Source organism: Halalkalibacter nanhaiisediminis, assembly GCF_007830185.1.
Taxonomy (GTDB): Bacteria; Bacillota; Bacilli; order Bacillales; family Bacillaceae_D; genus Halalkalibacter; species Halalkalibacter nanhaiisediminis.
This window is the reverse complement of sequence record NZ_VLKZ01000005.1, coordinates 37,630-51,145: the sequence shown is the minus strand read 5'-3', so window position 1 is coordinate 51,145 and position 13,516 is coordinate 37,630. Positions and strand designations below refer to the sequence as shown.

The window sequence follows — 13,516 nt, the reverse complement described above, 5'->3', positions numbered from 1 at the left end:
TTAAGTAAGGATACCTTAATGAATTTATTATTCTCTTAAAATGATCTTCGTTTTCTCAGTCCTATTAATAAACCTATTGCGACAATCATTAAAATGGACATAAACATCCATGCTAACGTAAAGCTTCCGCTCATATCGACGATAAGCCCAAACAGCGGTGGTAGGGTGATAACTCCCATTGAACCAATCGTGAGACTCACACCGCTTGCTAGCCCAGCTTTATCTGGTGGAGTCAACTCTGTTGCGATATTCATCCATAAACCATTGAACCCTGAAACGGCGAACCCCAATATAAAAATAATCATTGTTAGCAGCCATAAAGGAATTGTCGTTTGTAAAAAGGACATTGTGAACATACCCGAAAATGCAATTATTGTAAGCAAGAGCATGACAGCAAAACGACTACCTTTAAACAATGTGTCACTCATCGTTCCCCAAACAATCCTTCCAACAGATCCCCCGACCTCTGATAATACAAGCATCATTCCTGCAATCGCTAAACTATAAAGAAGCTCATTACTAACAAAAAATATTAAATACACATTTAACGTCATTTGTGCTCCATTTAATAAAAAAGCAACAAGACTGATTAGCAATAAAGGACGGTGTTTGATCACACTTAGTACTTGAGATACTAATGGACCCTTGTCTACACTCTTTACTTTTTCTTCGATCGGACGTTCTTTATAGCTCCAATAAGAAAGAATACCAGCAAAAATTAATAATAGGCAGGCAACAGCCATTGCTATTCTCCATCCGATGGTAAGGGCGAGTGGTAGAAGTAAAATAGCTGCTAATGCAGACCCAAATGTAACCCCCATCTGCTTAATGCCCATTGCTGTGCCTCGACGTCTTTCAGGAAACCAGTAAAGAATGCCTCGATTCGTAACAGGATGCATTGTCCCATACGCCATTCCACCTAGCATAATAAAGACTAGTATCCACACAAAAGAAGTAAGGAATGATGCCACTAAATAAGAAGCACCAAGTAAAAAACAGACAACCAACAAGAGCCTACGCGTTCCAATTCGATCGACAAGTAACCCTGATGGAATACTAACAAGCATTTGTCCTAAGAAGAGAAAGGAAGGAAAAAGCCCCACTTGTGCATTAGTTAGCTGTAAATCCTCGGCCATAAGAGGCGCAAGTGGTGCTAAACTTCTCCCAACTAAAGCAACCATAATTTGGGCAAGGAGTAACCACCCAAGCATTTTCCAAGCAAGATAGGCATCTACCTGCACACGATTTAGCTGTAACGACTCTCCCCTCATGACATCCTGACTCTATTCTCTTGTCTAGATACTTGATAATCAGTATTGCAGCTTATCTTTTCCACTTGTTTAAATTGAGTTTCCATTATCATTTATCGGTCTTACTTTTATCCACTGGTGTCGTCAAGACTTGTTCTAGGTTGTCATGAGGAAGCGTGAAAATCGTTTCCACAGGCGTATAAGTTCCTGCTAATCTGCCTAATGGAGCAAGCTTCTCAAGATTAATTCTGCCATTGTCATAAAGCTCATCCTTTACATGAAATTGTACCACCTGACCAATAATAAGATGATCACTTCCAAGCTGGATAATGTCGTGAAGCTTACACTCCATATTAACTGGTGATTCTTTCACCCGTGGTACTTTCACAACGACACTTTCCGCTGCAGTAAGCCCTGTGTACTCAAACTCATCCACATCACTTGCAAGATTCTCACCACTACGATGCATTTCATTGCCAAGAGGAGCAGACACAATATTTACAACAAACTCTTTTTGATCACGGATATTTGTTAACGTATCTTTAATCGTTCCTTCTCGTTCTCCCACGCCTGGACCAATTGAAATCACAAGCATCGGCGGTTGTCTCGATCCAACCGTAAAAAAGCTAAATGGTGCTAAATTATTCTTCCCATCTCCCGAAATTGTTGATACCCAAGCAATAGGGCGTGGCACAACACTTCCCTGCAATAGCTTATAGCTTTCTTTTACTGTTAAGTCATCTGGATTAATCTTCATATCAACCACCCTTTCTTCTATACTACATTTTACTACTTTTTTCTCCTCTTATACTCGTCTCATCTCTTGCCAGGTATCCATAAAGCTTTACCCGTGCTTTGTCTACTTTCCACATATTCATGAGCTTCCGACACAGCTTCTAATGGAAAGCGTTCTCCTACTTCATATCATACGATTGCCTTCATATTTCTTCACTCTTTTCCTTATATATCTGTTAACCGTTACTGTAAATATTCTACAATAAGTATATCGATTGATTTTCTGAAAATAAAGTATTTAATAAAAAAACAAAATTAATGATCTAAAAAGACGCTTCCTTATTCAAGAAACGTCTTTTTTCGTGGAAGGTTCTTGTCTTAGACCTCAACACTTCTATGCGTTAATTTCTCCTTAATGGAAACACCATTTGGTTTGTAATGGATTTTAATATTTGTTAGCACTTCTGATGCACCCTCATCAATTCCTACTTGTTGTGCTTGTTTGATCAAGCTAAAGACCTCATCCATTGTCCCTTCAATAACTGTCTCCATTGGACCAACATCGTACTTTAACCCTGAATCTTTCACGACTTCAATAATTTTCGGAATCACACCGTCTGTATTTACATCTTTCCCATTCGGCAATACTTGAAAGCCTGCTGTTACAGTAGCCATTGTACGCATCCACCCTTTCTTATTTTATAGTTACGATATCCTTTATAGAGAATTTTAAACATTGAGAAAACAGAACCTCATTTTGACAAGGTTCTGTTAAAATATTTTCATTTATATTCATAAAATCCCCTTCCTGTTTTCCTTCCTAAATGACCTGCTCTCACTAATTTTTTAAGTAAGGGACATGGTCGGTATTTCGAATCTGATGTTTCTTCATATAATGTTTCTTGGACAAAGAGTAGCGTATCTAAACCGACAAGATCAGCTAGCGCAAGGGGACCGATTGGATGATTAGCACCTAGTACCATTCCTTTATCGATATCCTCTGCACTCGCCGTCCCTTCTGCTAAAACAAAAACCGCTTCATTGATCATTGGAACGAGAATACGATTGACGACAAATAATGGTGCATCATTAATCGAAATGCCATCCTTGCCTAACAATGCCGTTAGCTGTTGTACTCTTTCGTACGTTTCCTCAGATGTATCCGCTCCTTTAATCACTTCGACTAACTTCATGACTGGTACAGGGTTGAAAAAGTGCATCCCAATCACTTTCGTAGGTCGTTCTGTAGCTGAAGCCAGTTCTGTAATACTCAAACCAGATGTATTCGTAGCAAAAATCGTTTCAGGTGGACAAATCGTATCAAGCTCTTTAAACAAGCTCTTTTTAATATTCATTTTTTCCACAATCGCTTCAATAATGATTTCTGCATCTATCAATTCATTTAAACCTACAATAGGCTTTATTCGATTCAATATCTCTTCCTTTTCAGCCGCTTCGATCTTCCCTTTTTTGACGATTCTATCTACATTTTTTTCAATCATTCGCAATCCTTTTTGTACTAATTCCTCATTCACATCACTTAATATCACGTTACACCCAGCCTGGGCAGCCACTTGTGCAATACCATTTCCCATCGTTCCTGCACCAATGACCCCAATTGTATTAACAGTCATGACTCTACTCCTTTTTCTTTAAATCGAATTTTCTTATCTGTTCCTGTTACTTAGAACAGATATTGGATAGTGCATCCTCATATTCTTGTTTTAAATCAGCAATCACATCAGCAATTGGAGTTATTTCTTCAATTGTTGTTACTCCTTGGCCTGCAGACCACAGGTGCTTCCAAGCTTTTGCATCAGACATATGAGATAAATCAACCTCTGCTTTTTTCTCTAATTTTGTTGGGTCAATTCCTCTGTTCTCTAAACTAGGAATTAAATAATTAGCATTTACCCCACTTATAGCATCGGTATAAATGAGGTCATCGAGCGTTGAATCAATTAACATTTTCTTATATTCATCTGCTGCTAAGCTTTCTGAAGTTGCGATAAACCTTGTTCCCATATAGGCAAAATCTGCCCCTAGTGCTTTCGCCGCCAAAATATCCTTACCGTTAGAAATGCATCCAGATAGAATCGTAATCCCGTCCCAAAATTGCTTAACCGCTCCCATAAATGCAAGAGGATTAATCGTCCCTGCGTGTCCTCCTGCCCCACCACAAACAAGGATCAATCCATCAACACCTGTTTGTGCTGCTTTTTTAGCATGCTTAAGATTACTCACATCAGAAAACACCAAGCCTCCGTATTTATGTACAATATCAACAACGTTCCCTGGATGACCTAAAGAAGTAATCACAATCGGAGGCTGATATTGTTTAATTAATTCCAAATCCACATCATATCGTTTATTCGTGCGGTGAGAGATGAAATTCACAGCCCATGGCGCAATTTTTCTTTCTGGATCTTTCTCTTTGGCAACAGCAAGCTCTTGTTTGATTTGTTCGATCCACTCTATTAAAACCTCGTTCGTTCGTGCATTTAATAGTGGAAATGAACCAATAATTCCTCCTTTACAAGCTTCGATAACAAGTTGCGGGCTTGAAACAAGGAACATAGGTGCTGCAATAACAGGTAAAGTCATTTCTGCTAATACTGGTTCAGCTAAATGTTGTTTCATTTCTTTCATCCTCTCTATCTAGATCTTTTAGTCTACATTATCCATTCCCATTCTCAATAACTAAGGCGATCCCTTGTCCTCCGCCAATACACAAACTAGCAACACCATAGCGAAGTCCCATTCTTTTCAGCTCATATGCTAGTGTTAACACAATGCGAGCACCACTTGCTCCTACTGGGTGCCCTAGGGCAATGGCTCCTCCATGTACATTTGTTTTTTCTCGGTTTAAGCCCAGCTCTTTTTCAACAGCTAAATATTGTGCCGCAAACGCTTCATTAATTTCAATTCGATCGATTTGATCTAACGTTAACGCAGCACGTTGTAGTGCCTGCCGAATCGCTGGTACTGGTCCAATACCCATGATATTCGGATCGACACCTGCAATACCCCAAGAAACAACTTTCGCTAACGGTTTCTGACCACGTTTTTGCATCTCTTTTTCACTTGCAATGACAAGTGATGCAGCCCCGTCGTTAATGCCACTCGCATTTCCTGCTGTCACCGTTCCCTCTTTTTTAAAGGAAGGCTTTAAAGAAGAAAGCTGCTCCAATGTAATATCCTTTTTGACATGCTCATCTTCTGAAACGATGATTTTTCCTTTCCTTGTCGCAATCTCTACTGGCGTAATTTCTTCAGAAAAAATGCCTGTTTCAATGGCCTCTTGTGCGCGCTGCTGACTAAGCAGAGCAAATTCATCCTGCTCTTTTCTTGTAATCTCATACTTGTCTGCTAGATTTTCTGCCGTAATACCCATACCAATGCCAACATGTTCATCCGTAAGCGTGCATGAGAGCATATCCTTGAATTCGAAATCACCATACTTTACTCCGCTAAATCTACTAGAAAAATTCGAATGAGGAGTCATCGTCATATTTTCAGCTCCCCCTACAAGGGCGAGGTTCGTCTGTTCTAATTGAATACTTTGGGCAGCTGACACAATCGCTTGCATCCCTGAACCACAAAGACGATTTACCGTTAGAGCAGGTGTTTCTATTGGAATTCCAGTATTTAATGCAATATGCCTAGCAAGATAAGCAGCATTCGTTTGTGAGTGAATGACATTTCCATAGACAACATCATCAATATCTTTCACTTCTACACCTGAACGTTTTAATGCTTCAATAGCTGTTGCAGTTCCTAATTCTGTAGCCTTCACCGTTTGAAAAGAACCTCCAAAAGCCGTAAATGCTGTTCTTGCTCCATCTAAAATATATGAATGACTCATAGCATTTCTCCCCTTTTATCTATTTTTATAAATCAATTTTTTCTTTTACATTTCTCAACACCGTTTTCAGCACTTTACCACTTGCATTTCGAGGTAATGCTTCGATAAATTCCACTTCATGAGGCATTTTGTACTTTGCTAATCGTTTTTGACAGTATTCAAAAACATCATTTTCATTTATTTGCATACCTTCTTTTCTGACCACGATTGCTTTTGGAACCTCTCCTAGTACTTCATCTGGAATACCAATAATTGCAGCTTCTAAAACCTCTGGAATTTCGTAAAGAATTTCTTCGATCTCGACTGGATAGATATTTTCGCCACCACGAATAATCATGTCTTTTTTACGATCAACAATATAAAGGAGTCCATCTTCATCAAAACGTCCGAGATCACCACTATAAAGCCAACCATCTTTTACGGTTGTTCGTGTCGCTTCCTCATTTTTTAGATATCCTTTCATTACTTGAGGTCCTTTGACAATAATTTCACCGACCTCACCAATTGGTAACTGCTCTCCATTTTCATCAACTACACGAACTTGCGTCTGAGGTAAGGGCTCTCCTACTGACCCAATTTTTGATAGGGCATAATGGTCTTTTAATGTCGTAGCTGCAGGGGAGTTTTCTGTTTGTCCATAGAGATTTTGTACTTTGACCTCTGGGAAGATTTCTTTTACCCGTTTCACAAGTTCGTAAGGCATCGGCGCAGCTCCGTACGTAAGAAGTCGTAAATGCGGTAGAGAAGCTTCTTTTAAAGCTGGAACCGTAAGAAGAATGCTGTACATAGCTGGAACACCAAAGAAGATCGTTACCTTTTCTTTTTCCATCGTTTTGATCGCTTGTGCAGGTGAGAAGCCTTCTTCAATAACGAGCGTCCCCCCCGAATAAATCATTGGAATGCTAAATACATGACATGCTGCACAATGAAATAACGGAGCAACAACCTGCATGCGGTCTTTATTTGTAATATCCATTGCTTCAGACCAAATTTGAGCAGTCGCAATTAAATTTTTATTGGTTAGCATAACTCCCTTAGGTCTTCCTGTTGTTCCTGACGTATAAAAAATGACAGCCGTATCATCATCTTCCCTAGACGTAGGCATCACTTTGCACTCTTCTCCTAAAAAAATATCCTCTATTCGATTCTCATTCATTTTGCTATAACCAGTCGTTAGTGTCTCTTTAATCGTTGGAAGCTTTGGTACAACAGCATCAATCGTTTCTTCAAATCTCTTATCATAAATAAGTCCTCTGGCCTCTGAATGACTTAATATATATTCTATTTCCCGCGTTGTTAACTTTGTATTGATTGGCAATACAGTAAAACCACCGATTTGACAAGCATAATAGCATAGTAAAAAATAGTCAGAATTATGAAGAGCTAAGGCAAGAATATCGTCTTTTTGATAGCCTTTTGCTTGAAAATAAGCCGCTATTTTTTCAGCCAGCTTATAAAATTCCAAGTAGGTTAATTCCCTACCTTTATAAGAGGTAATAATATGGTTTGGTTGACTATCAACCTTCTTTTTTAATTCATCAGCAATGTACATAAGCTCTGCCCCTTTCAACCTTTTATAATTTTATAGCCACATCTTTTCAGGACACCAACAAATTGAACACGCTTACAATTTTATGTTTTCATGTAACAATCTTGGACAAATACTCAGAATAAATGGCTGAAATCTCTTCTTTCGTTCGCTCCCCTTCAAGGTTATACCATTGTTGAATCCAGTTCATCGCCCCTAGCAACATCATCCTGGCTATTTTCGTTTCTGTAATGTTAAATTCACCATTATCAATTCCTTGCTGAATAATCGCATCAAAAATACTTGCATATTTGTGACGTTTTTTTAGCATGGGATGTAGTTGATCAGCTGAAAAGGTTTGTTCTGGCTTAATAATTAAATTAAAGGTTTCTTTCTCAGAGATAGCGAAATTAACATGCGTTTCAATCGCCTTCTTTAATTTATCGAGAGAAGAAAGATCTTCATGTAAACATTGTTCTACTGCCACAATTGCTTGCGTGAGGACGAGCTCATGACAATGATAAATTAAATCTTCTTTGTTTTTAAAGTAATAATATAAAGCTCCTTTTGTCATCAGCAATTCTGCTGCAATATCCTCCATTGTAGCTCCGTGATACCCTTTCTTCGCTACTATTTTTGCTGCAGAGCGTAAAATAGTCTCTTTTTTTTTAACGTCTTTTTCTCTTTTAAGTCCATAAAGTTCACCTCATGACTCATCAGTGTGTCTCCATTATAAATCTAGCTTCTTAGCAATAATTGTCTTCATAATCTCAGTTGATCCTGCATAACCGCTGTCGTTCGAACACCTGCAAGATCAGATCCAGCACCAGGTTCAGTCATCACAATCGCAGAAATATATTCACCACTTATGCATTTAGGCAACCATCTTTGTTTTTGTTCTTCATTTCCATAGTCAAAAAAGTACGGCAGCACAATATCGTTATGCAAGCAAATTCCTGAGGCTAGGCCTGACCAACACGCTCAAGTTTTTCATTCAATATGACCGAATAAGCAAAATCAGCTCCGTATCCCCCGTACTTCTCTTCTATCCATGGACAAAGAAAACCGTTCTGACCCATTTTCGTCCAAAATTTACGAGGAACTTGCCTTTCCTTTTCCCACTGGCCAAAATAGGAGTAAGCCTCTTTTTCTAAAAACTTTCTAAGGGTTTTACGAAAGATAACATGTTCTTCGTGGATATAACCATTTGCCATGAACTTCCCTCCCTTTTCAAATCTTTCTCTCTTCCATTTCTATTATATGGATTATTTTAACAAAGAACTTTCTTTGATGTCTATCATTTATTTGAATTTTGTTTAAATTTTAAATATTGTTTAATTTTAGAATACTATAAGCTATATTGAATTATGTTATAACTGACATTCCGTATGTCAAAAATTAATATCAAGATATTTTATTTATTGTCCAAAAATTTGGGAATATATTGATTTATATTACTAATTCTGATTTTATTTTAATCTGTATATTTGAATTAAAGGAATAAAATGAACTAGCCAAATCGTTCGAATAAGGATTAATGTTCTTTAATTGGTGTTAATTCCCAAAAAATATTATTGGATAAATCTAACATGCGAGATGTCAGTAGTATAGTGAAAATTTACTTTTTTTACTTTCTTCCGTTTATGCTCAGTTATTCACATTTATAAAAATACTTTTCTTGATTGTACATGCAAAATTGGACGATTTATAAATATGGTAACTTATAATGCTTCGTGATATAAAAAGATTAGGTTTTAGTTTTATAAATTCGGATGTTTTTGTGGAAGCTGGTCTTGGAAGAAGAGATAAGAACATTTTGGAGGGGTTAGGTTGAGAAAGGGAATAAGCTTAAAATATCAATTAATGCTGTTTATTTTTGTGATCTTAGCGACTGTTTTAACCGTTATGTTTTTCATTGCCTATGACAGCGCGAAAGACGAAATTATCGATCTTGGTGAAGAAATGTTCACCAATGTGAATAAAGATGTCATCGGTATTGCGGATTTGTTAAATGAAAGAGTAGAAGCAGGCGACATGACGTTAGAAGAGGCACAGGAAACTTTCAGGACATATGTCAATGGCCCGAAAATGCCTGACGGGTCCAGGGACATCACCCAGACCAAAATGTCGCAGAATGACTATATGTTTTTCTGGGCTTTTCAGGAAGACGGCGTCATGACTATGCATCCCGCTCCTACGGAAGGCCAAAACCTTTGGGATTATCAAGTAGATGGGAAATATACGGTCCGGGATACCTGGGCAAACCGGGAAGTGACGGGCGGCATCACAAGAGAAATATGGCAGAATGAAGGAGAGCCTATTTACACGTACATCAGCCATTTGGAGTACTATGAGCCGTGGGGCTGGATCATCGGTGCCGGCGGGCGGGAAGAGGTTTTATATGAAAGAAGAATGGAAGGCCTGCAGAGGGAATTTTTGATTACGGCCATTCTGTCATTAATTGGTGCGCTGGCTGCCTCTTACTTCTTTGCACAGCTTATCTCTAAAAAGATAAACAAGCTTCGTTTTGCGATTGGAAAAGCAAGCGAAGGGGATTTAACACAGTCTGTCGATATTCATTTTAAAGACGAATTTGGCCATTTAGCTGATAATTACAACATCATGACAGGTAATTTGCGGCACATTGTCCAGCAGGTGTCGGATGCTTCGCAGCAGGTAGCGGCCACATCCGAACAGCTAACGGCTAATGCAGAAATGACAAGCAAATCGAGCGAACAAATTGCGGAAACGCTTGACAGCGTGGCAGCAGGCACAGTCAAGCAGCTGCAAAGCATAGAAGACACGGTTCAGGCAGCGGAGGGCGTCGCCCGCGGTGGAGGACAGATTGAAGAAAATATGGAGAAAGCATCAATTCTGGCTGTTGAAGCTTCCCAAAAAGCGGCGGAAGGGGTTGAATCCCTGAAAAAGGCGGTTCAGCAGATGAATTCGATCAATAAAACCGTTGGAGGGCTAGCAGATGCCGTAAAGGGGCTGGGTGAAAACTCAAAAGAAATTGGGCAGATTGTCCAGGTTATCACCGGCATTTCCGAGCAGACAAACTTATTGGCCTTAAATGCGGCTATTGAAGCGGCAAGGGCAGGTGAATCTGGAAGGGGATTTGCGGTTGTCGCAGATGAAGTCCGCAAGCTTGCGGAACAGTCTACAAAATCCGCTGAACAAATCACACAGCTGATCAATGTCATTCAGGCGGAAACAAACAAAACCATCGATTCAACGCAGCATGCCACAGCCGAAGTATCAGAAGGCATTCAGGTTGTCGGCCAGGCTGGTGAATCATTCCAGCACATTCAAGAAAGCATCGGGGAAGTATCGGTCCAGTTTGAACAGGTCCTCGAGGCGGTGAAGAATGTTGCTCCTGACACGGAAAAAATGGTGCACTCTATTGGCCTTGTGTCTGAAGTAGCCGAAGGAACAACGGCAAGCACTCAGACCGTTTTAGCGTCTACGGAAGACCAGGTCGCTTCCATGCAGGAAATTACAGCTTCAGCCGCGGCTCTTTCCAAAATGTCTGAAGAGCTTCATAACCTGGTAGGAAAGTTTAAAATTTAAAGCTCAATCCACCAGCCATCCAGGCACTGCTTCTTGTAGCAGGGAAGGAAAAATCAGACAAGAGCATGCATTCCTCAAGAACAAGAACCCTCAGTGCGCGGACACTGAGGGTTCTTTTAATAAACACGACACAGAGGGAGTGTTTGTATGTTTTAAAACAAAAGCGGCATTTTTATCCAGTCATACTTTTGTGAAAAGTACATGTCAGACGATACTCTTTATTTTGCAAAAGAAAAAGAATAAGAAAAGGGTTGCACACTGGATCATCCCGAAGCCCATTACGCTGCTTTTTTAAAAAGAATTCTTACACGACAACCACTTTTCCGGGCGTTTCATACAGCCGGTACGTTTTGTCGGCTGCCGTTTTTGCTTCTCTCCATTTGTTCTTTTCAAATGCTTCGCTTTTGGCTGATTCATTCAGGTCGAAGGTATCTGACAGGCGCGACAGCCTTGTCAGGGCGAAGCCCAGCGCACAGCACCGACATGAATGGCTTGATCATTTGGTGATTCATGGTGAAAACATCCTTTCTCGAACGGTTTGTTACAAAATAATTCGAGAAAAGACGTCCTTCATCCTGCTTTAATTCGAAAATGTTAGATTATGACATGCGGAATGTTAGTTATAAAGAAAGAAAAGAACCTCTACTAATTTGTAGAAGTCCTTACTTGTACATCCTTTATTAATCCGTTACCGCCCCTTTAGATGCAGACGAAACTAATCTTGCATATTTGTTTAAGATTCCTCTTTGATATTTAAGAGGAGGAGCTGTCCATTCTTTTAAACGCTGCTCCATCTCACTTTCCGATACATCGACCGTCAATTCCTGTGTTTCACTATCAATCGTCACCATATCTCCTGTTTTGAGAAGAGCAATTGGTCCACCAACTTGCGCTTCTGGTGCGACATGTCCAACGACTAGTCCGTGTGTTCCGCCAGAGAATCGTCCGTCCGTAATCAAACCAACCTTCTCTCCTAAGCCTTTCCCAACGATAATTGCTGTGATGGAAAGCATCTCAGACATTCCAGGTCCACCTTTTGGTCCTGCATAACGAATCACGACCACATCTCCTGCTTGAATCTCATTACTTAAGACAGCTTCTGTTGCTTCTGTTTCTGTATCAAATACTTTCGCAGGCCCAGTCAATTTTTTCACTTTCAAACCAGACATCTTCGCCACTGCTCCCTCAGGCGCTAGATTTCCTCTTAATACGTAAAGCGAACCTGATTCACGTAACGGGTTATCTAATGAACGAATAATCACTTGCCCCTCTTTTAATGAAGGCACTTCTGCCAAATTCTCTGCAAGCGTCTTCCCTGTAACAGTCAGGCAATCTCCATGTAAAAGACCAGCTTCAAGCAATAGCTTCATAACCGCTGAAACACCGCCAACCTCATGAAGATGTTCCATCACATACTTACCACTAGGCTTTAAGTCTGCTAAATGAGGAACCTTTTTACGAATGCGATCAAAATCATCTAAAGATAAATCAACATCAACCGAATGAGCAATTGCTAACAAATGCAAAAATGCATTCGTCGATCCACCAAGGGCCATCACAACAGTAATCGCATTTTCAAACGCTTTTTTCGTCATAATATCTTTCGGGTAAATCCCTTTACGAAGGAGCTCGACAACCGCTTGACCTGCTTTATCACAATCCTCTAGCTTTTTAGGTGATGTAGCTGGATTGGAGGCACTACCAGGCAAGCTCATCCCCATCGCTTCAATAGCAGAGGCCATCGTATTTGCCGTGTACATACCGCCACACGAACCAGCCCCTGGACAAGCATGACATTCAATATCTTTTAAAGTTTCTTCATCCATATTTCCTGCATTTCTTTGTCCTACCGCTTCAAAAACAGAGACGATGTCGAGATCTTTGCCATCCTTAGATTTCCCTGGTGAAATTGTGCCTCCATATGTAAAAACAGCTGGTACATTTAAACGACCAATTGCGATCATACAGCCAGGCATATTTTTATCACAGCCACCAATCGCCACAAGCCCGTCTAAACGTTCCGCTCCCATTACCGTTTCAATCGAATCGGCAATGACTTCACGACTAGGCAAGGAATAGCGCATTCCTTCATGCCCCATCGAAATTCCATCTGAAACCGTAATGGTATTAAAAATAAGCGGAGCGCCACCACCCTCTCTTGCTCCTTTCTTCGCTTTTAGTGCAAGCTGATCAATATGCATATTACACGGAGTGACCTCACTCCACGTACTAGCAATTCCAATCATCGGCTTCTTAAAATCCTCATCCGTAAAGCCAGTCGCACGCAGCATTGCTCGATTCGGCGCGCGGTTTTCTCCCTCACTAATGTCAATACTCCGAATTCTCAAATCCTTATTTGGCTTTACCATTTCTTCTTCACCTTCCCTTAGAGACTAATTTTATTTTTGACAAATAAAGCTTTCTTAATCTTTCTCTATATCATCGTAACGTATTTTAGGATTATAATCTAATTATTCACATTATTAATAGGTACGGAAGATAATTTTTAAAATTATTAGAAATGGTGGTAGATAAAAACAAAAGCCAAATCACCAAAAAAATTTGGAA

General features: G+C 39.8%; 10 protein-coding genes and 1 pseudogene. 1 reads left to right on the top strand and 10 read right to left on the bottom strand.

The window, feature by feature from the left end:
* Positions 1-35 precede the first annotated feature (35 nt).
* From IQ10_RS09805 to IQ10_RS09760, 9 genes and pseudogenes are all read right to left on the bottom strand, one after another.
* On the bottom strand, positions 36-1,271 hold the full coding sequence (locus IQ10_RS09805; RefSeq protein ID WP_144450312.1) for an MFS transporter: 1,236 nt from the start codon (positions 1,269-1,271) through the stop codon (positions 36-38).
* Positions 1,272-1,359: 88 nt separating this feature from the next.
* The gene (locus IQ10_RS09800) at positions 1,360-2,007 is read right to left on the bottom strand and encodes a flavin reductase family protein (RefSeq protein WP_144450311.1); all 648 of its coding nucleotides are present in this window, start codon (positions 2,005-2,007) and stop codon (positions 1,360-1,362) included.
* A gap of 356 nt (positions 2,008-2,363) precedes the next feature.
* On the bottom strand, positions 2,364-2,660 hold the full coding sequence (locus IQ10_RS09790; RefSeq protein ID WP_144450310.1) for a thiamine-binding protein: 297 nt from the start codon (positions 2,658-2,660) through the stop codon (positions 2,364-2,366).
* A gap of 107 nt (positions 2,661-2,767) precedes the next feature.
* On the bottom strand, positions 2,768-3,619 hold the full coding sequence (locus IQ10_RS09785; RefSeq protein ID WP_144450309.1) for a 3-hydroxybutyryl-CoA dehydrogenase: 852 nt from the start codon (positions 3,617-3,619) through the stop codon (positions 2,768-2,770).
* 46 nt (positions 3,620-3,665) lie between these two features.
* Entirely contained in the window at positions 3,666-4,625 is a 960-nt protein-coding gene (locus IQ10_RS09780) for an NAD(P)H-dependent flavin oxidoreductase (RefSeq protein WP_242009806.1), read from the bottom strand.
* A gap of 37 nt (positions 4,626-4,662) precedes the next feature.
* On the bottom strand, positions 4,663-5,850 hold the full coding sequence (locus IQ10_RS09775) for a thiolase family protein (protein WP_144450308.1): 1,188 nt from the start codon (positions 5,848-5,850) through the stop codon (positions 4,663-4,665).
* Positions 5,851-5,875: 25 nt separating this feature from the next.
* Complete coding sequence (locus IQ10_RS09770) at positions 5,876-7,402, bottom strand: class I adenylate-forming enzyme family protein (RefSeq protein WP_144450307.1); 1,527 nt, start codon at positions 7,400-7,402, stop codon at positions 5,876-5,878.
* An 88-nt stretch (positions 7,403-7,490) separates the two neighbouring features.
* Positions 7,491-8,033: a TetR/AcrR family transcriptional regulator gene (locus IQ10_RS09765; protein WP_277877993.1), complete on the bottom strand. Its 543-nt coding sequence runs from the start codon at positions 8,031-8,033 to the stop codon at positions 7,491-7,493.
* 131 nt (positions 8,034-8,164) lie between these two features.
* A pseudogene (locus tag IQ10_RS09760) lies at positions 8,165-8,592 on the bottom strand (acyl-CoA dehydrogenase family protein); the annotation flags it as partial.
* A 616-nt stretch (positions 8,593-9,208) separates the two neighbouring features.
* Here IQ10_RS09760 and IQ10_RS09755 point away from each other — a divergent pair.
* On the top strand, positions 9,209-10,948 hold the full coding sequence (locus tag IQ10_RS09755; protein ID WP_144450306.1) for a methyl-accepting chemotaxis protein: 1,740 nt from the start codon (positions 9,209-9,211) through the stop codon (positions 10,946-10,948).
* A gap of 680 nt (positions 10,949-11,628) precedes the next feature.
* On the opposite strand, the gene ilvD is transcribed toward IQ10_RS09755, so the two are convergent.
* Complete coding sequence (gene ilvD, locus IQ10_RS09750; RefSeq protein WP_144450305.1) at positions 11,629-13,317, bottom strand: dihydroxy-acid dehydratase; 1,689 nt, start codon at positions 13,315-13,317, stop codon at positions 11,629-11,631.
* Positions 13,318-13,516 lie beyond the last annotated feature (199 nt).

Excerpts from the sequence above, each read along its gene's own strand:
- IQ10_RS09805 (WP_144450312.1), bottom strand. The coding sequence starts at position 1,271 with ATGAGGGGAGAGTCGTTACAGCTAAATCGTGTGCAGGTAGATGCCTAT.
- IQ10_RS09800 (WP_144450311.1), bottom strand. The coding sequence starts at position 2,007 with ATGAAGATTAATCCAGATGACTTAACAGTAAAAGAAAGCTATAAGCTA.
- IQ10_RS09790 (WP_144450310.1), bottom strand. The coding sequence starts at position 2,660 with ATGGCTACTGTAACAGCAGGCTTTCAAGTATTGCCGAATGGGAAAGAT.
- IQ10_RS09785 (WP_144450309.1), bottom strand. The coding sequence starts at position 3,619 with ATGACTGTTAATACAATTGGGGTCATTGGTGCAGGAACGATGGGAAAT.
- IQ10_RS09780 (WP_242009806.1), bottom strand. The coding sequence starts at position 4,625 with ATGAAACAACATTTAGCTGAACCAGTATTAGCAGAAATGACTTTACCT.
- IQ10_RS09775 (WP_144450308.1), bottom strand. The coding sequence starts at position 5,850 with ATGAGTCATTCATATATTTTAGATGGAGCAAGAACAGCATTTACGGCT.
- IQ10_RS09770 (WP_144450307.1), bottom strand. The coding sequence starts at position 7,402 with ATGTACATTGCTGATGAATTAAAAAAGAAGGTTGATAGTCAACCAAAC.
- ilvD (WP_144450305.1), bottom strand. The coding sequence starts at position 13,317 with ATGGTAAAGCCAAATAAGGATTTGAGAATTCGGAGTATTGACATTAGT.